The organism is Brasilonema sennae CENA114 (genome assembly GCF_006968745.1).
Classification (GTDB): domain Bacteria; phylum Cyanobacteriota; class Cyanobacteriia; order Cyanobacteriales; family Nostocaceae; genus Brasilonema; species Brasilonema sennae.
The window spans coordinates 2,749,860-2,767,265 of sequence record NZ_CP030118.1; the positions used below are offsets into that span (position 1 = coordinate 2,749,860).

Sequence of the window (17,406 nt, forward strand, 5' to 3'; positions counted from 1 at the left end):
AATTCTGTCTACCAGGTTTTGTTACATAGACATTATTCAAAAACTCAAAACTTAATGATATGAAGACAACAAGGGGAAAAAAAATATTGGGTGGACGCTACAAGATTGTCAGAGAAATAGCTCGAGGGGGTTTTGGTATAACCTATCTTGCTGAAGATACTCAGGCATCCAATTCTCCGTGTGTCATTAAAAAACTCGATCCTCAGAATGCTGATATTGAAACAGCAAAAATATTATTTAAAAGAGAGGCAAACGCTCTTTTTCATTTACTACAACAAAACCAACAAATTCCAAAATATTTTGATTACTTTGAGGAAGAGGAAAGTTATTATTTAGTTCAAGAATATATAGAAGGTAAATCATTGCAGAATCTGCTTGATAACAAATGGCCTAGGGACAGGGTTATTACTTTTATACGAGAAATACTGGAAATTTTGAGATATCTCCATCGAATAAATATTATTCATCGTGATGTCAAACCTTCTAACATCATGCTCAGGAAGGAAGATAGTAAATTTGTCTTGATTGATTTTGGTGCGGTAAAACAATTAGATCCTAGATATCCATCACCTCAGCAACAGTTATATACAACTCAAACCATGATTGGCACTCCTGGATATGCTCCACGAGAACAATTGGCAGGAAAACCAGGCTATAACAGCGACATATATGGTTTAGGGATGACAGCAATTCAGCTGTTGACGGGAATACACCCAAAACATTTAAGACGTGATATTCAAGACCAAATAATATGGTCTGATGAGTTTAATGTCGATCATTTGTTAGCTTCCATTTTAACAAAAATGGTTGACTCAAACCCTGATGAGCGTTATCAATATGTAGACGAAATTTTCCGAGATCTTGAACAAATAACAGTTGTCAATGAACATATTAATTACAACGATTTTACAACGAATACAGAAATTGAGTCGTCACAATTATCTGAGTTCACGGCAAGACCATATGAATCAGGGAGTTTGTTCAAGCTATGGTACCTTTTGATTGCTCTAGGAGCAGCTGGAATTATCCTAATTGTCATAGAATTGATTAATCCATTTATCCGCCCTTTATATTACTTGCATCAAGGTGATACTTTCCTGAATTTACGTCAACCAGAAAAAGCTAATAACGAATTTCAAAAGGTTACAGACATCCAACCATATTCTGCTGAAGGTTGGAGAGGACGAGGAGATGCTCTTTTGAGCTCGGGACGCTTATTGGGAGCGTTAGGATATTATGAAAAAGCCCTCAATATTCAACCAAATTACATCAAAGCGTTAAATAACAAAGGGAAAGTTCTCTCTAAATTAGGGAGATATCAAGAAGCCCTAGATGCTCATGAAAAGGTACTAAGACAAAACGAGAATGATGTCGATGCTTGGAGTGGAAAAGGAGTAGCTTATTTTGGCTTAGGAAAGAAAAAAGAAGCAAAAGATGCCTTCGAGAAAATGAAGCAAATCAGACCAGACATACCATATGCTTGGCAGGAAATTGGTTTTGCAATAGAAATCGTAGAAGGTCCAAACGCAGCCAAGCCATACTTTGAAGAAGCGTTGGGAGCTTTTGAAGCTTTTCTCAAACAACATCCACAAGATCCAATTGCTTGGACTGATCAAGGCTTTATCTTGCAAAAGTTAATTCGTCCTCAAGATGCGCTTGTTTCTTATCAGAAAGCACTGGACGTCGATAAAAATTTCTATGAAGCTCTAATCGGTAAAGGCAATATCCTAAGTGGAGAAAACCCTCAAGAAGCTCTTCTAGCTTTTAATAGAGCCAGTGAAATTCGTCCGGATGCTTATCAACCTTGGTATGGTCGTGGAGTTTTACTAACACAGCGCTTTCAGAAGCATGAAGAAGCTTTACAATCATTAGACAAAGCGATCGCAAAAAAAAATGACTTCTCTCCTGCCTGGCTGTCCAAAGGAATAGCACTCTCAGAACTAAAACGCTACAATGAGGCACTGGCAGCATTAGACAAAGCTAAAGAGCTTCAACCAAAAGACAAATATGTTTGGGCTAATCGAGGAGATGTCTTACAGAGTTTAGGAAAAAAAGCAGAAGCACAAGAATCATATAATAAAGCCGTTGAACTTGGATTTCCTCGCGACCAATTACCCAAAAATTAAAAAAAACAATCTAGAATCCCAGCGTTAGTAGACTAGGATTGTTAACTTATTTGAGAGATTGTGGTCATGGGTAAAGACCGCGATCGCCAAGCGCTTGAGCCACACGACCAACACCCAGCGTGTAAGCTGCGAGTCTTAGAGGAATTTGCCTATGTAGTGATTGTTGCATAACTTGGCGGTATGCTTGCACCATTAACTGTTCCAATTCCTTATTAACGCGCTCTTCATCCCAAAAGACATAAGAAAGACCTTGTACCCACTCCAGATAACTCACAACAACACCGCCAGCATTTGCCAAGATATCTGGTAGCACCATCACACCTCTTGCCTCAAGTGCTTGGTTTGCCACGAGAGTCACTGGACCATTAGCCGCCTCTGCGATGATCTTGGCTTGTATTTGATTGGCATTGTCTTCAGTAATCTGGTTTTCCAAAGCAGCGGGAATTAAGACATCGCAGGGCAAAGTTAGTAAGTCTGCGTTGCTAATTGGTGTTGCTTGCCCAAAACCAACAATGCTCTTGCGCCTCTCAGCAGCATAAGCTTTTAAAGCTGGGATATCTAAACCATCTTCACAAAAAATTCCCCCAGAACCAGTCGAAACAGCTATCACTTTTGCTCCGGCTTCGTGTAGTAATAAAGCCGCTGCACTCCCAACATTGCCGAAACCTTGGATAGCTATTCTAGCTCCCACCAGTGACTGACCTTTGTCTGTCAGCGCCTCGCGGACAATAAACATAACACCGCGTCCAGTCGCCATTTCCCGTCCCCGCGAACCACCGATGGAAATGGGTTTACCAGTCACAACCCCAGGTACGGCGTGACCGACATTGACTGAGTAGGTATCCATCATCCAAGCCATTTCACGCGCAGAAGTTCCCATATCTGGTGCTGGGATGTCTACAGCAGGGCCGATATCTTTAATCAGTTCGCTAGTATAACGACGAGTAATGCGTTCTAATTCACCAACGCTGTAGAGTTTTGGATCTATGGCAATACCTCCTTTGGCACCACCATAAGGAATTCCCAAGAGTGCACATTTCCAAGTCATCAGCATTGCCAGGGCTGAAACTTCTCGCAGTGTCACGGCTGGGTGGTAACGAGTACCACCTTTGTAAGGACCTAAAATATCGCAGTGTTGTACCCGATGTCCAGCAAGAACTTGCACTTGTCCATTATCCCGTTTCACAGGAATCGAAACCGTGACAACTTTACGGGGATGACTGAGAACCTCCAAAATACCTTCGTCTAGCTGCAATTCTTTTGCCGCTGCTTCTAGGTAGCTACAGGCTTGGTCATATGGGCAAATATACGCTGGAGACTCCTGCTCCAACCGAGGTAGAGATGATGAAAGCATAACATTTTCTCCTCTTCGCAGTTAAGAAGTGCGAAGACTGTGAAAGCTTAGAGTTTTTCTGATTCGCAAAGATGCTGTGAATCAGATGTGTATGGCTAGCATAGCTTTATTTTCTCGAAAAAAACGGAATTTGGTAAATTTCGTTACAGTTTTACTTTTGCTTAGCTTGTATGCAACAATGCAAAGCAGAGAACATCATGTCAAGCTAAAAGTCGAACTGCTGCAACCAAAGTTTATACTAATTCTCAAAAGTAGTTAGCTGTGGGTGCACAGAGTATTGCGGATGAGGTGATTATTTTTTATCAAGTTATAGACTCACCACCATCAACACAGCTACTCTACTTTAGAAGAGGAATTTGTCGTGTTTAAGTCCTGGGTGCTGAGTCTATGTTGTTTACTGCTTTAGGTGTCAGTCCGCTACTAGGAAATTTGATAGCAACAGCGCTAACGTTTGTTTATGTGTTCGGGCTGGTAGCACTATTGAATATTTTTGTAACCAAGTTTGGACTACCGCAAGATATTAGCCGTAAAATTACACATATTGGTGCTGGATCGGTTATTGGATTTTTGCCTCTTTACAGTAATTTACATTGGTCGAAGTATTTGAATGTGACGATTTTTGTGGTGTGGATAGTCCTTCTTGTATACAAAGGGCTATTTGCCCAACCAGATGATCAAGCTGTTAATACTATGACTCGCACGGGTGACAGGCGTGAACTCCTCAAAGGACCGCTTTATTTCGTTATTGTGGCAACTCTTTGCGGGACACTACTGTATAAAACTTTTCCTGGAATTGTCGCAATGACAACTCTTGGCTGGGGCGATGGTGTTGCACCGATAATTGGCTCGAAATATGGCAAACTCAAATACACAATTCTTAGTAACAAAAGCTGGGAAGGAAGCTTTTCGATGTTTGTTTTTGCTTTCGCCGCCAGCGTCTTTTTTGTTTGGCTTATCATACCAAGTCAACTAAATATTATCAGGATTTTATTGCTGGCATTTATTGCCACAATAGTTGAAGGATGTAGTCCAAAAGAGATTGATAACATCCTCATTCCAGTGGCAGTTATTGTGGCAGCAAGTTTTGTTTAACTAATCCAAACTGTTTGGCTATGTAAACATAATTTACCTGCATAGGCGAAAAATTCAAGGATCTAAAAAACGTGATTGTGTCATTCCCTAGCAAAGCCAAGGAATGAATAGTTTAATTTTCATGATAAGAATAAATATGGTATAAGAAAATTGCAAATACATAATGTTTAAGCGTTGAAAAAAGGTAAGTGACAACGCAGGTAATTATAATGCAGAAAGCAGTAACTCTAGAGGAAGCTTTAGAATTGATAAAGCAGCTTTCCTTAGTAGATAAAGTGCGCTTGATTTCGCAAGTTGCGCCCCAAATTGAAAGGGAATTGAGAACTGTTGGATCCAAACCGCGAAAGTCTTTGAGAGGGCTGTGGCGGGGTAGCAATATCACTGAGTCAGACATTGCCGAAGTCAGACAGTCCAGCTTGCCTTAATGCTTGTTCCATTAAGGCAAGCTAGTAAAGAGCTTCATCAAATTGTTACTGTGTTCGTTCTGCTATTTTGCGAGCCAACATCTCAAAATCACGATAAACATTTTTTACAGCCTTAGTATGAGCTCCAATAGCACCATCAGCCGGTTTCAAATAAAACATAGGCTTGCGAACCTCCTGAGCCATCGGCATTAGGCTTTGGTAGTTTTTGAGCAAAGCTAGACAATTAGGATCGTTTTCTACAGAGGTGTTGTCGTCCCCAGGCTCATTTAATACAGCGTCTCGGTAAACTTTTGGGATGCGGGCAATCCAACGATTATATGCCTTTACTGGACGATCTAATCGCACTGAGTGCTGTAAAACAACGTAACCAACAGGTTGCATACGACCCTTCGGCAACAATACATCATCCGCCGGGTTTCGGGGAAGTCGGTCTTTCCAATTTTTTCGCCAGCGTCGTAATGTGGGACCAAGGTTGCGTAAGCCTTGCAAAGAGAATAAATCTGGTGAAAGAGGTACAACAACGTAATCCGCTGCAATCAGCGCAGCACGATTGATCGCCCCTAGGTTTGGTCCTAAGTCCATCAGAATTACATCAGCTTTGTGGACTAAGGCTGTCTTCTGCATCATTCTCCAAAAAGCAGATATGACACGAAAAGCACGCTCATCACCATCCATGCATTTTGGCCACACTTCTGAAAGCTGATCCTCAAAACCCGAAAGCGACAGGTCACCTACTAGAAGTGCTAGCTTACTAAGCAGAAGCGACTGCTGATTATCAACATATTCCAAGTGTGGCTCAGCAATATCACCAATGGCTCTAATTAAAGGCTGAACACAACCAAAGACAGTGTTTGGATGATTGCCATCTGGCCAAAGTTCTTCCAAGCGTTCCTCGTCAATAAAGCCAGCAGTAAGATTTGCTTGGGGGTCTAAATCAACGGCAACTACCCGATAGCCTAAATTACAATACATCCATGCCAGGTGATACACTAAGGAGGTTTTACCAACACCACCTTTATTATTGAAGAAAGCAATAGTTGTAGTATTCATGGTCTTCTCCTAAGCATGGCTAGCACATAGCTATCTTCAACCACAAACTCCAGTGGCGGGTTACCGTTCTTTTGAAGTTGCTGACGTGCAAGTTGAATTCCTACCCCAAAGCGTTGAACATAGCCAAGATTTTTCATCGCTTCGGCGAGGTGAGGATTTCGATAATCTGTTATGGCTGGTTGTCCAAAGTTTTGCCTATTTACCTGACCAAAAGGCCCGCCTGGATTTTGAATTTCGATGCGGTCATTGAACCAAGTAATTCTGACTGGCGCATTTGTCCCTTCAAATGTACGGTGCATGACAGCATTTCTTGCCAGTTGTTGCAGAGCAACTATCGGGTAATCAGGCTGCCGAATTTCAACAGCACTAGCAGTGATATCTGTCGCCACTGAGATATGAGCCTGAAAAGTTTCATCTAGCATCCGCAGTAAATCAGGAAGTGGACCGCCTATTTCTTTTTGGTCTTTAATTGGGTCAGTTAACTCACTCCCATCAATACGAAGAAACTGAACATAAGCACAAGGAACAAATTGTCTTGGATCATTACCTATCACCAGTACACCCAAGATAGTTGGTTTGAGCAACGGCTCAACTGTCGCAAATCTCAATGCTGTAAGTTGTTGCTCAACCGAACGTTGATTTTCTTCAAGAACTTCGATGGCTAAGGATGAGGGCAAATAAACTCGACGAAATAAATCTAAATCTAGGTCATCCAAACTAGCGAATGCTATGGATCGAAGATCGAAAGGTAAATCCTTTGAGCGTCTTTTCTCTGCTAAACGACGCTCTTCCTCAGCTGTAGCAGTAGCCCTGCGAGGACCAACCCGTACACAAACACGTCCATTAAAACGTACAGGTGGAGCATCCGATGGTTCCACAATCACAACTGCTAGTTCACATCTACAGATAGTTCGCTTCTGAACAATCATAGATGGGAAAGGCAAGATGTTCCCATCCGAGCGCAAACTCGAAAGTGTAAGCAAAAGCTTATCGTCTATGTGAAGGTTGGCGCAACTGCCATTATCGTTAACACCAATAAATAAAACTCCTGGTTTTTGGTGGTTCGGCAAATCGTTTGCAAATGCACAAATAGCGTCACAAAGCTTTCCTTTGTCAGATATCGAAGCCTTGCGTTCTACTCGGTCTGATTCCAAGTCACTCAGGAGAACTTCCAACTCCTCATCATTCATTTATCCATCCTTTCAAATCTCGCTAGCCTCACTCTATATTCTTCATATTACTTGTCTGTGCCCGATAGTGCTGCAAAACCTGCTTAACATACTCCCCAGTATACGACCGAGAATTCTGGGCCACTTCCTCTGGCGTGCCTACAGCAATCACCTCTCCTCCTTTATCTCCGCCTTCTGGTCCCAAATCTATTAACCAATCAGCACAACGAATCACATCTAAATTGTGTTCAATCACTAAAATTGAATTCCCTTTATCCACCAAACGTTGTAACACATCTAATAACTTATGGACATCATAAAAAGATAAACCTGTGGTGGGTTCATCTATTAAATAAAGTGTCTTACCTGTCGCGCGGCGAGAAAGTTCTGTTGCTAATTTCACCCGCTGTGCTTCCCCACCAGATAAAGTTGTTGCTGGTTGTCCAAGATGAATGTATCCCAAGCCAACATCAACCAAAGTTTGCAGTTTACTCGCGGCTTTGGGAATGTTTGTAAAAAACTCTAAAGCTTCCTCAACTGTCATGTTGAGAACATCAGAAATAGATTTGTCTTTGTACTTCACCTGCAAAGTTTCGCGGTTATATCTTGCCCCTTTGCAAACTTCACATTGTACATAAACATCCGGCAAAAAGTTCATTTCAATAACATTCACACCTTGACCACTGCAAGCTTCGCAGCGTCCACCTTTGACGTTGAAGGAAAATTGTCCCGCTTTATAACCTCTTGCTTTTGCTTCAATTGTTTGTGTAAAGACATCACGAATAATATCAAAAACCCCTGTATAAGTTGCTGTGTTAGAACGTGGTGTTCTACCAATAGGTGATTGGTCAACGACAATAGCTTTATCAATAGTATCTAATCCCTCAATTGCATCTATTTCTTTGGGAAATGGAACTTTGCGCGTCAGTTGATGTTGCAGTGCAGGGTAAAGTAACTCATTAATTAAGGTAGATTTTCCAGAACCAGAAACACCAGTTACAGCAACAAGTTTACCTAAAGGTATTTCGACATCTACATTCTTTAGGTTATTGCGACGAGCATTTTTGATAACTAAACTGCGTCCATTTCCATCTCTGCGTTCAGCCGGAGTTGTAATCATCCGTCGTCCTGACAAATATGCACCTGTCAGCGATTCTTCAGATTCCAGTAATGCTTGCAAGTCACCTTGAGCAACAATATTTCCGCCATGAATACCTGCGTGAGGACCAATATCAACAATGTGGTTAGCAGCACGAATCGTTTCTTCATCATGCTCTACCACAATCAACGTATTACCCAAATCCCTCAATTTTGTTAAAGTTTTCAGCAATCGCCCATTATCTCTTTGATGCAAACCAATACTCGGTTCATCCAAAACGTATAAAACCCCAGTCAACCCAGAACCAATTTGAGTAGCCAGACGAATTCGTTGTGCTTCCCCACCCGAAAGGGTCATCGCCGGACGGTCAAGCGTGAGATAATCTAACCCGACATCCAACAGAAATTGCAATCGTGCTCTAATTTCCCGCAACACCAAATCTGCAATTTGCATCTGACGTTTACTCAACTCCAAGTGATCAATTCTCTCCCGACACTCGCGAATTGAAGTACCAGTCAGCTCCAAAATTCCGTATTGTCCCAAGCGCACCGCCAACGCCTCTGGTTTCAACCGCTTCCCTTTACACACGGGACACGGCTGGTCAATCAAATACTGCTCTAACTTTTGCTTAATTAACTCTGATGCTCCATCATACTGCCTTTGCAACATAGGCAGCACTCCTTTAAACCCTGAGTTATGCTTGTTGTGTGCTTCTGCAGTTGTTTCCTCTCCATGCAAAATCGCCTCCCGCTGTTCCTCAGTCAACTGACACCACAGCGTCTGCAACTCAAACCCAAACTCTTGCCCTACCTTATACAACAATTCTATATAATAGGAATTCTCCTTCTCCGACCAAGGAGCGATCGCAGAATACACAGGTGCTTTGGGATCAGGAACCACCAACTCTTTTGAAAACCTTCTTAAACTTCCAATCCCGTGACAGTGGGGACAAGCACCATAAGGAGAATTAAACGAAAACAAGCGCGGTGATAACTCTTCCATAACCGCCCCGTGTTCCGGACAAGCGAAGTTTTCGGAAAAGACCAATTCTGATCCTGGTTCTTGTTCTTTTGTATCTTTTATAATTTCAATAACCGCAATTCCACTGGACTGTTTGAGGCAAGTGGCAAGTGAATCGACCAAACGCTCTTGCATACCAGGCTTTTTCACAAGTCGGTCTATGACGACTTCAATGGTGTGAGTCAAATTTTTATCTAAATCAATCGCATCAGAAAGTTCTCGCACCTCGCCATTTATCCGGACACGGACAAAACCTTGGGAGGCTAAACCTGATAACAGCTTTTTATGAGTCCCTTTTTTACCCCGGACGACAGGCGCAAGGATTTGAAAACGAGTGCGATCGCTTAGTTCTAAAATGCGATCGCACATCTGATCTATCGTCTGAGGAGCAATACAGCGATCGCATATCGGACAATGAGGTTCACCCGCCCGTCCAAATAACAACCGCATATAATCGTAAATTTCCGTCACCGTCCCCACCGTAGAACGGGGGTTATGAGAAGTAGACTTTTGGTCAATGGAAATCGCTGGACTTAAACCCTCTATCGCCTCCACATCAGGTTTTTCCACCTGTCCCAAAAATTGTCGTGCATAAGCGCTCAGGGATTCTACGTAGCGGCGTTGTCCTTCTGCGAAAATGGTGTCAAATGCTAGGGAAGACTTGCCAGAACCAGAAACGCCAGTAAAGACAATTAGGCGATCGCGTGGCAGTTCCAAATCAATATTCTTGAGATTATGTTGCCTCGCACCGCGAATGCGGATTGTGTTTTGGTTGTTGCTGGAGTTAGGAAGATGTCCATTTAAGGACGTGGCTATCTGCTGGCTATTTGACATATTGGCGCGTTGAGACAAAGCAGTAGGGGCGAAACAGTTCTTAATGTTATCATTGTCAGCTTTACTATGGTAGAACAATAGTACTGCTTTAGGTGATGATTCCCTCCTTTCAAATCGTCCTCGCCAATCACCAAGACGCTTTTTTGGGAATATGGCAGGGAAGCAGAGAAAATCGAACGGGTTATTGGTTGCGTTGGTGGGATGAAACAGGAGAACTCTTGCTGTGGGGTTCGGAGTTAGCAGCTAAGGAACGACAGCGAGCAGAAAGATTAGTAGCTCAACTACGTGCCTTGGGAGTAGAACCAGATGTGTGAACCTTTCATTGAATGACCGTTTGACCAAGGCGCTTCAACGCCCGCAAAACAACATATAGGTCATCACCACGATTGAGAGACAGTGTGTAGGATAGGGCATATTTCGGTTTATCTTGTTTGGTCAAAAACTAGGGGTGTAAGGGGGTAAGGGTGTAAGGGTGTAGGGGATACAATCAGTGGGAGCTTGTACCCACCACTGATTGGAGACCACCAAATCTATGATTTGGTGGGGGCTTGTACCCTTTTGATTCCGGGGCAGGGGTGTACCACAAGGAAAATCCTCTCTTCCCCCCTACACCCTTACACCCCTATACCCCTATACTCACATCTTGCACCTGGAAATATGAATGTCAAAACCACAACTACGTGCGAGGGGAGCTAAGCGTTCAATATCAAGTAAAAGAAGAGACACGACTATTTGGGTAAAAATTGATTCTAAGGCAGTTTGTGCAGCCTGACCCCAATCAGGTGGTGATCCAGACTGAATATGAAGATAAGTCCAATGAGCAATGAGGTAGGCAGTCAGAGAAAGAATCAGCCAGCGATACATGCCAAGGAGAGAACCCTGTCCAAAACGGTGCAAACCAAAACGTTCGCGAAGCGTGACCCTTTGGGTCATTGCTTTGCGGTTTTAAACCATCCCTCAATTTGCCAACGACGCTTACCCCACCACTTGAGAGTAGAAGCTTTAATGGGACGAGTAGACAAGACAAAACGTTTTTCAAGCTTGCCCTTATCGCGCTTTAAGTAATACCAAGATACGGTAACGGGAAACTTTAAACCAACCAAACGGACTTGTTGTCCCTGTTTGTGTAAATGTCTTAAAACTCTTCCATCAACTAATTTACGGTTAATAGCCACACCTGTAACCGCATGATATTTCAACTTGCGTACACCATGAAGAAATTCCACGCTCCCAAAAGCCGTATCAACCAAAATATTCACCCGAAAGCGTTCAGTTAAAGATTTAGGTAAACGCTTAACTAACCTGAGTCCTAGTTGAGCGGGTGAAGGTGTACCCTTACCTCTCCAAACACGGAAGTTCCAAGGTATGCGCCACTTTCCGACAACTAAATAAACTACTACTATATGCAGACCACGTTTACCGTTATAAACTCTTATTAAATCCTCAAAGTTTTTAAATTTACCCCGTTTTTCAAGAGTCGTTAGGTCAATGATAACCTGTAAAAATGGTTTACGTCCTTTCCCTTCTGCTGAAAAAACCTTTAAGCTCGTCTCTAATACATGGTTACGAACAATACGAATCATATCCCTTGTTGACCAAGGATTGATATTTAAAAACCGACTCAATGCACTCGGAGATTTGGTTTGAGAGTGTTCAGGTAAGGGATGCCCTTGCGCTTCCAAAAATCATCCCAGCATTGCATCAAGATTATCTTTTTGGTATTGCGTCGGCATTAACTCTTTGAGATTGTATACTAGCTTTTGGGCGTAGGTAAGCATTGTTCTTGCTATAAAAAATTCGATATTTCACGCCCTTTCTCTCATATTTTCTGCTATCAAAGCAAATTCCGTTTTTGAAATTAAAGTTAGCGCTGGCGCTCCGCGCTCGCCGTAGGCGATCGCACTACAGGATGACGCAAATAGTCATCCCTACATCTTGTATTTTTGGAAGCTTTTTATGTAAAATTACGGCTACTTTAAGTTTCTTTATCACTCTTATGTACTTAAATTATTGATTCATCTTCTGTTATATTTTTGTACTCCTTATTTGCCTTTTACGGGTTTGTTCGGTTAGGTGCAAGATGTGAGTATACCCCTTTCTTGGTCAATTTAAGAAATTGGAACTCCCTACCATTGGTTAGAAAACCAAACACGGGTTTTCTAGAATCAGGACTGCCAAGTATATATGCCAGAACTTGAGGAATTGCTGCCTCTAGGGAGTATTGTGCGCGTTTTGCTTCAATCGTAATGATCCAAAACGGAGGATGAAATACCAAAATGTCTATTTGCCCGCGTACGATTGTGCCTTCATCTTCGGATACAATTTCTATCCCCTTTTCAGCAGTAATGTAAAAAGGCGGACGATAAAAACCTGCCAGCTTTAATAAAGGTGATAGTACAACCATTTTAACGACAGGTTCCAGAATTTCATATTGAGATAAATGAAAAAACTCACCCTTAACTTCGTCAACAAGTTGCTTTTCTAAGTCACTGAGTTCAGGCAAATTATCCTGCCAGTCTCGGAAAAATTGTTCGTCCTCTATACGTTCTAGCCCAAATTTTTCGCTTAAGTGAGCAAGATTAATATCTTTTGCTTGTATTGTTTGAACCATAATTTTATGATTTCACTTAAATAGGCGTAGTGATCAAGAAACTCAGTTTTAGAAAACCAAGTTTCTCTTGAAATTTACAAAGACGATAACCAGTCCGAAATCTGCTGATTTACAACATCTGGTACTTCATCATGAGGACAATGTCCAGCACCTGGAATTGGCACAATTTGGATATTTTTGCCATTCTCCCGCGCTTTTTCGTAAATCTTTGCCCCAGTGATTGGTGTCCAAGGGTCATCTGCACCCCATATCACCAGCAATGGGCGGGCGACTTTGGGCAAAAGTTCTATTGGAGAAGGACCCGGAGGTGCAGTGAGGATAGAAGTGAAAACTTGTTGCGCTCCTGGATCACAAGAAGGAGCATATAGTAAGTCTACCAATTCATCGGTGACTGCTTCCCGATTGCGATAAACTTGGTATAAAGTACGGCGAATTTGGGCTTTTTGACGGATGCGGTTGAAGACAAGTGCTCCGGTGATGCGCGATCGCACCAAAGAGTTAAAAGCTCCCATCACGATGCGTAACGGCGGGTTCAACTCGTGCGATCGATGGCTTAATCCACCTGCACAGTTAATCAAAACGCCACCTGCAGCTATTTCCGGATGTTCCGCCACCACTGTTAAGCTCAAAAGTGCACCAATCGAGTTCCCGATAAATACAGCAGGTTCAGTAATGTGTGCTGTCCAAAAATCCTTGAGCAATTCCACCCACAGTTCTACAGTATAATTTAACGGAGCTTTATCAGAACCACCAAATCCCAAAAGGTCAAGAGCAAAAACTCGGTAGCCACTGGCTGCTAAAACGGGGATATTTTTCCGCCAATGTCCAATAGAAGCACCAAAGCCATGAACCAGTACAAGGGGGCGTCCAGTACCCATGACAGTGTACTGGATTTTGTGACCTTGCCAAGTCCAAAAGAGTTTTTCAAAGTTGGGTGTTACTTGCTGCTGAGTTGTTACAGTCATTATTAAGATTCTTAACGTTTTTCCTCATATATTCATTTTCTCTAATTTCAAAGGATTAGGAACAACGTGCTAATATCATGTCTGGATAAATATAAGTCAATTACGTAAGGGCAAAGCGTGCCCTCTAGGCGTAAAGAGCGGAGCGTGTATTGAAAGTATATCCGTCCGCCATGTTGGAAGATTATTAAAGGTGCCTATGACTTCTGGCAAAATGCATGTTGACGAGGTAGACACCGACGCATCACTCGTGAGCCGGTTGCTCGCGTCGCAGTTCCCGCAGTGGGCCGACCTTCCCATCGAGCCGGTTCAGTCCGCTGGCACAGACAACGCGGTCTATCGTCTTGGCGATGACATGGCTGTGCGACTACCCCGCATCCATTGGGCTATCGGTCAGGTGGAGAAGGAGCACCAGTGGTTGCCAAGACTTGCCTCGTTCCTGCCGCTTACCATCCCCATTCCGCTCGCGATGGGCGAACCCGGCGAGGGCTACCCCTGGCAGTGGTCGGTCTATCGGTGGCTTGAAGGCGAGAGCGCGACGATCAAGCGGATTGCTGATCCACCTCAGGCGGCGACGGATCTGGCGCAATTCATCACCGCTCTGCAACAGATTGATACCACAGGCGGACCGCTAGCTGTGGATCACAACTTGCGCGGCATTCCCCTAACAAGGCGAGACACGGGAACCCGTCAGGCAATTGCAGCCCTACATGACACGATCAATGTTGATATAGCAATGATCGTGTGGGAAGCCGCCCTTCAGGCACCCGAATGGGATCGCGCGCCTGTCTAGTTCCACGGAGATTTGCTACCCGGGAACCTGCTGGTCGAACGGGGTCGCTTAAGTGCCGTCATCGACTTCGGGGGTCTGGGCGTGGGAGACCCCGCCTGTGACTTGATAATCGCATGGGGTCTGTTCTCCGGCGAGAGCCGCGACGTGTTCCGCGCAGCACTAGCGGTTGATGACGCGACGTGGGCGCGAGGTCGGGGTCACGCACTGTCCCAAGCGGTGATCTTCATCCCATACTACTTAAACACCAACCCTGTGGGAGTTGGCAACGCCCGACGCATGATCGATGAAGTTCTTGCCGACTATAGGGCGAGCAATTGAGGGAGCCTGCTCCCGCAGATGTCGTTGAGTAGTTTGAACCTTCCCAACAATGGCTTGTACCGGACGCTTCGCCGTCCGTAGCTCTGCGGCAATAATAATTATCATTATTGTTTAGGTGTGGATTCTTGATTTTTTTGATTAATTTATTCTTTGGAAGTTCCAAAATCTAAGATTGGGTAATTTGACATACTCCCCGCCCTACAAGTGCGGGGATTCTTGACGCTTCACTGAGATGTGCTGGCAAGCCAGTCTTACCTTCTCTGTGCGTCCATTTAGAGTCGGGCAATGCCCTATCCCGACTTTATTTATATTTTTCGCTGCGTTCTCGTCTCTGTCCTGTTCCGTTCCACAGTTTAAGCAGAGAATAGAACGAATTGATAGATCAACTTTACCCCACCTAAACCCCCAATCAAAACAGATTTGGCTGGTTGGCTCCCATCGACTAATAACGCGAAATGTTCTACCCAGCTTTTCAGACTTTGCCTCACAAAATGTTCGGAATTGACGCCAACCTTGCAAGCTAATCGCTCGCGCTAGTTTGCGGTTCTTAACCATTCCGGATACATTCAAATCTTCCAAGACAATTGTCTGGTTTTCACTAACCACTTTGGTTGATAGTTTGTGCAAGAAATCTTTTCTGGTATCAGCTACCCGATTCTGCAACTTGGCTATTTTAACTCGGGTCTTATTCCGACGCTTTGAATCTTTTTGTTGACGCGCTAACTGGCGTTGTTTGCGTCGTATTTTCTTGTCTAGCTTTGAGTAGTCGGGACTGACGGCTTTTTCACCATTGCTCATCACTGCAAAAGTTTTTATTCCCAAATCAATCCCGATGCTTTGGTTTTTGGCTTCGACTTGAATGGGTACAACTTCTACTACGAAACTGAGAAAATAACGATTAGCGCAGTCTTTTATTACTGTTACCGAGCTTGGTGCTGATGGTAACTGTCTTGACCAAATAGGTTTAACATTACCAATCTTAGCCAAGTAGATTTCTTCATTTTTTATTGAAAATCCACCAATTCTAAAACGGGCAGATTGCTGATTTGTTCTTTTCTTAAACTTAGGAGTGCCTATTTTCTTTCCTTTCCGCTTACTTTTGAGTGAATCAAAAAAGTTTTTGTAAGCTACTCCTAAATCAGCGACCGATTGTTGTAACGGGATGTTTGAGACATTTGCCAACCATTCACGTTCTACTTTTTTCTTTGCTTGTGTGATGACAAGTTTCTGCAAATCGTTGTTACTTGGCAGCTTCTCCGATTGTTTGCAAATCGCCAGCGCATCATTCCAAACTGTCCGAACGCAACCGAACAATTGAGCTAAACTCACTTGTTGCTGACTGGTTGGATAAAATCGGAACTGATATCTGGCTTTCACTGTTTTCTTTTAACTCTGTTATCATTGTATAGCATATCGACATACAAGCGCAATGAATAAAAGCGTATTTTTTCGTTTGACAGAAGGGGAACTGGCACATCTAGAAGAGTATTGCCAAATATCTGGAAGAACTAAGTCTGATGTGCTTAGAGATCTCATTCGGAAACTGAAAATCAATAAAAAGCTGTCCTAGAAGGACGGGGCTTGTATCCCATTAATTACGGTCAACCGGACTAAGCTCTCGTCGCCACGGTTTGAGAATCAGTGCTGACCAAAAAAGAAATCCCAATATAGCCAAACCAGTCAACCCATCAGTCCAAATAAAGAGGTGCATCTTCGCTGAGAACTTTGACAAAGTTCCATAAAGGTAATGCCCTAAGCTTGATAAACCTGTTAATGAGTAGACGAATAGACAGCTATAAGCAAGCCAAAACTTTCGGTATTTATACAACCAATACCCAGTGATGCCCACTGCTGTAAGAATAAGCCACGATTGATAAATTGAAGGGGCTGTAATCCATTCAGGTTGGGGATATTGCTTGATGAATAGATAATTATCAGTGAAATGAATGCCTGTAGAAATAATGCTGGTAAGAAGAAGAATTTTCAGTAATTTCTGATGGTTAACCTCAAGATTCATAATTAGGTTTCCTCAAATTGAATATTTTTAGCTGGATATCAGCGATGTTGTACGTTGAGCATCTCCCATTGAATCCACGTAAGGTGCGAACAAACAACGTTCCTCTGGGCGTAAACGTCTTGGACGCATTGTTTGTGTATCCACAAACAATCCTTTTTGCCATCCCTCTGCTGCCAGTGTTCCTTGTTCTTTATAAAACTGGAACTGCATAATAGCAGATGCGTTTTTCAGTTCTGAGACCCACATTTCCATCCGCACGCGATCGCCCAAATAAAGCGGCGATTTATAAGTGATGTTCGTTTGAACCAGCACCGGAGCAAACCCTTGCTGAAAAATTTCTTGCGTTGGCATTCCAACGGCTTCCAACAGTTTTGTCCGTCCAATTTCCATCCACTGAATATAGACAGTGTTGTTCACGTGTCCAATGAAATCAATGTGGAAAGAATACACCTCTAACTCAAAGGAAATCTTTTGCATCCTCAATCCTTAAAGTCACTGTTCAGTGACAATGTATCATAGTCACCAATTGGTGACAA

14 protein-coding genes and 2 pseudogenes are annotated in these 17,406 nt (G+C 43.1%); 5 read left to right on the forward strand and 11 right to left on the reverse strand.

Annotated elements, in window-relative coordinates; all coding sequences use genetic code 11:
• Positions 1 to 59 precede the first annotated feature (59 nt).
• Positions 60 to 2,126, forward strand: coding sequence for a serine/threonine-protein kinase (locus DP114_RS11775; RefSeq protein ID WP_169266693.1), 2,067 nt, complete (start codon positions 60 to 62; stop codon positions 2,124 to 2,126).
• Positions 2,127 to 2,190: 64 nt separating this feature from the next.
• On the opposite strand, the gene DP114_RS11780 is transcribed toward DP114_RS11775, so the two are convergent.
• Positions 2,191 to 3,480: a Glu/Leu/Phe/Val family dehydrogenase gene (locus tag DP114_RS11780; RefSeq protein WP_171976157.1), complete on the reverse strand. Its 1,290-nt coding sequence runs from the start codon at positions 3,478 to 3,480 to the stop codon at positions 2,191 to 2,193.
• Positions 3,481 to 3,867: 387 nt separating this feature from the next.
• On the opposite strand from DP114_RS11780, the gene DP114_RS11785 reads away from it, so the two are divergent.
• Together DP114_RS11785 and DP114_RS11790 are read left to right on the forward strand one after the other, a co-directional pair.
• Complete coding sequence (locus DP114_RS11785; RefSeq protein ID WP_171976158.1) at positions 3,868 to 4,572, forward strand: diacylglycerol/polyprenol kinase family protein; 705 nt, start codon at positions 3,868 to 3,870, stop codon at positions 4,570 to 4,572.
• A gap of 209 nt (positions 4,573 to 4,781) precedes the next feature.
• Complete coding sequence (locus tag DP114_RS11790) at positions 4,782 to 4,997, forward strand: hypothetical protein (protein WP_169266690.1); 216 nt, start codon at positions 4,782 to 4,784, stop codon at positions 4,995 to 4,997.
• Between the two features lie 45 nt (positions 4,998 to 5,042).
• Here DP114_RS11790 and DP114_RS11795 read toward each other — a convergent pair whose 3' ends face one another.
• The 3 genes from DP114_RS11795 to uvrA are packed head-to-tail and all read right to left on the reverse strand — an operon-like array spanning position 5,043 to position 10,169.
• Positions 5,043 to 6,047 carry a ParA family protein gene (locus DP114_RS11795; protein WP_169266689.1) on the reverse strand — a complete coding sequence of 335 codons (1,005 nt, stop codon included), beginning with the start codon at positions 6,045 to 6,047 and terminating at the stop codon, positions 5,043 to 5,045.
• Complete coding sequence (locus DP114_RS11800) at positions 6,044 to 7,237, reverse strand: ATP-binding protein (RefSeq protein WP_169266688.1); 1,194 nt, start codon at positions 7,235 to 7,237, stop codon at positions 6,044 to 6,046. The genes DP114_RS11795 and DP114_RS11800 overlap by 4 nt, the downstream gene beginning before the upstream one ends.
• A 28-nt stretch (positions 7,238 to 7,265) precedes the next feature.
• Positions 7,266 to 10,169: an excinuclease ABC subunit UvrA gene (uvrA, locus tag DP114_RS11805; protein ID WP_171976159.1), complete on the reverse strand. Its 2,904-nt coding sequence runs from the start codon at positions 10,167 to 10,169 to the stop codon at positions 7,266 to 7,268.
• A 140-nt stretch (positions 10,170 to 10,309) separates the two neighbouring features.
• On the opposite strand from uvrA, the pseudogene DP114_RS11810 reads away from it, so the two are divergent.
• Positions 10,310 to 10,483: pseudogene (locus DP114_RS11810) on the forward strand (Uma2 family endonuclease); the annotation flags it as partial.
• Positions 10,484 to 10,805: 322 nt separating this feature from the next.
• Here the strand turns inward: DP114_RS11810 and DP114_RS34370 are convergent.
• From DP114_RS34370 to DP114_RS11825, 4 genes are all read right to left on the reverse strand, one after another.
• On the reverse strand, positions 10,806 to 11,102 hold the full coding sequence (locus DP114_RS34370) for a hypothetical protein (protein ID WP_211178817.1): 297 nt from the start codon (positions 11,100 to 11,102) through the stop codon (positions 10,806 to 10,808).
• Entirely contained in the window at positions 11,099 to 11,851 is a 753-nt protein-coding gene (locus DP114_RS11815; RefSeq protein ID WP_216669932.1) for a transposase, read from the reverse strand. The genes DP114_RS34370 and DP114_RS11815 overlap by 4 nt, the downstream gene beginning before the upstream one ends.
• A gap of 371 nt (positions 11,852 to 12,222) precedes the next feature.
• On the reverse strand, positions 12,223 to 12,780 hold the full coding sequence (locus tag DP114_RS11820) for a type I restriction enzyme HsdR N-terminal domain-containing protein (protein ID WP_211178600.1): 558 nt from the start codon (positions 12,778 to 12,780) through the stop codon (positions 12,223 to 12,225).
• A gap of 74 nt (positions 12,781 to 12,854) precedes the next feature.
• Positions 12,855 to 13,745: an alpha/beta fold hydrolase gene (locus DP114_RS11825; RefSeq protein ID WP_171976160.1), complete on the reverse strand. Its 891-nt coding sequence runs from the start codon at positions 13,743 to 13,745 to the stop codon at positions 12,855 to 12,857.
• Positions 13,746 to 13,956: 211 nt separating this feature from the next.
• Here DP114_RS11825 and DP114_RS36280 point away from each other — a divergent pair.
• Positions 13,957 to 14,853 (forward strand): annotated as a pseudogene (locus DP114_RS36280) (aminoglycoside phosphotransferase family protein).
• A 198-nt stretch (positions 14,854 to 15,051) separates the two neighbouring features.
• On the opposite strand, the gene DP114_RS11835 reads toward DP114_RS36280, so the two are convergent.
• The 3 genes from DP114_RS11835 to DP114_RS11845 form a co-directional block, all read right to left on the reverse strand.
• Positions 15,052 to 16,230, reverse strand: coding sequence for an RNA-guided endonuclease InsQ/TnpB family protein (locus DP114_RS11835; protein ID WP_246163128.1), 1,179 nt, complete (start codon positions 16,228 to 16,230; stop codon positions 15,052 to 15,054).
• A 214-nt stretch (positions 16,231 to 16,444) separates the two neighbouring features.
• Positions 16,445 to 16,870 carry a hypothetical protein gene (locus DP114_RS11840; protein ID WP_169266826.1) on the reverse strand — a complete coding sequence of 142 codons (426 nt, stop codon included), beginning with the start codon at positions 16,868 to 16,870 and terminating at the stop codon, positions 16,445 to 16,447.
• A gap of 27 nt (positions 16,871 to 16,897) precedes the next feature.
• Positions 16,898 to 17,347, reverse strand: coding sequence for an acyl-CoA thioesterase (locus DP114_RS11845; protein ID WP_171976161.1), 450 nt, complete (start codon positions 17,345 to 17,347; stop codon positions 16,898 to 16,900).
• Positions 17,348 to 17,406: the final 59 nt, after the last annotated feature.

Excerpts from the sequence above, each read along its gene's own strand:
- DP114_RS11775 (WP_169266693.1), top strand. The coding sequence starts at position 60 with ATGAAGACAACAAGGGGAAAAAAAATATTGGGTGGACGCTACAAGATT.
- DP114_RS11780 (WP_171976157.1), bottom strand. The coding sequence starts at position 3,480 with ATGCTTTCATCATCTCTACCTCGGTTGGAGCAGGAGTCTCCAGCGTAT.
- DP114_RS11785 (WP_171976158.1), top strand. The coding sequence starts at position 3,868 with ATGTTGTTTACTGCTTTAGGTGTCAGTCCGCTACTAGGAAATTTGATA.
- DP114_RS11790 (WP_169266690.1), top strand. The coding sequence starts at position 4,782 with ATGCAGAAAGCAGTAACTCTAGAGGAAGCTTTAGAATTGATAAAGCAG.
- DP114_RS11795 (WP_169266689.1), bottom strand. The coding sequence starts at position 6,047 with ATGAATACTACAACTATTGCTTTCTTCAATAATAAAGGTGGTGTTGGT.
- DP114_RS11800 (WP_169266688.1), bottom strand. The coding sequence starts at position 7,237 with ATGAATGATGAGGAGTTGGAAGTTCTCCTGAGTGACTTGGAATCAGAC.
- uvrA (WP_171976159.1), bottom strand. The coding sequence starts at position 10,169 with ATGTCAAATAGCCAGCAGATAGCCACGTCCTTAAATGGACATCTTCCT.
- DP114_RS34370 (WP_211178817.1), bottom strand. The coding sequence starts at position 11,102 with ATGACCCAAAGGGTCACGCTTCGCGAACGTTTTGGTTTGCACCGTTTT.
- DP114_RS11820 (WP_211178600.1), bottom strand. The coding sequence starts at position 12,780 with ATGGTTCAAACAATACAAGCAAAAGATATTAATCTTGCTCACTTAAGC.
- DP114_RS11825 (WP_171976160.1), bottom strand. The coding sequence starts at position 13,745 with ATGACTGTAACAACTCAGCAGCAAGTAACACCCAACTTTGAAAAACTC.
- DP114_RS11840 (WP_169266826.1), bottom strand. The coding sequence starts at position 16,870 with ATGAATCTTGAGGTTAACCATCAGAAATTACTGAAAATTCTTCTTCTT.
- DP114_RS11845 (WP_171976161.1), bottom strand. The coding sequence starts at position 17,347 with ATGCAAAAGATTTCCTTTGAGTTAGAGGTGTATTCTTTCCACATTGAT.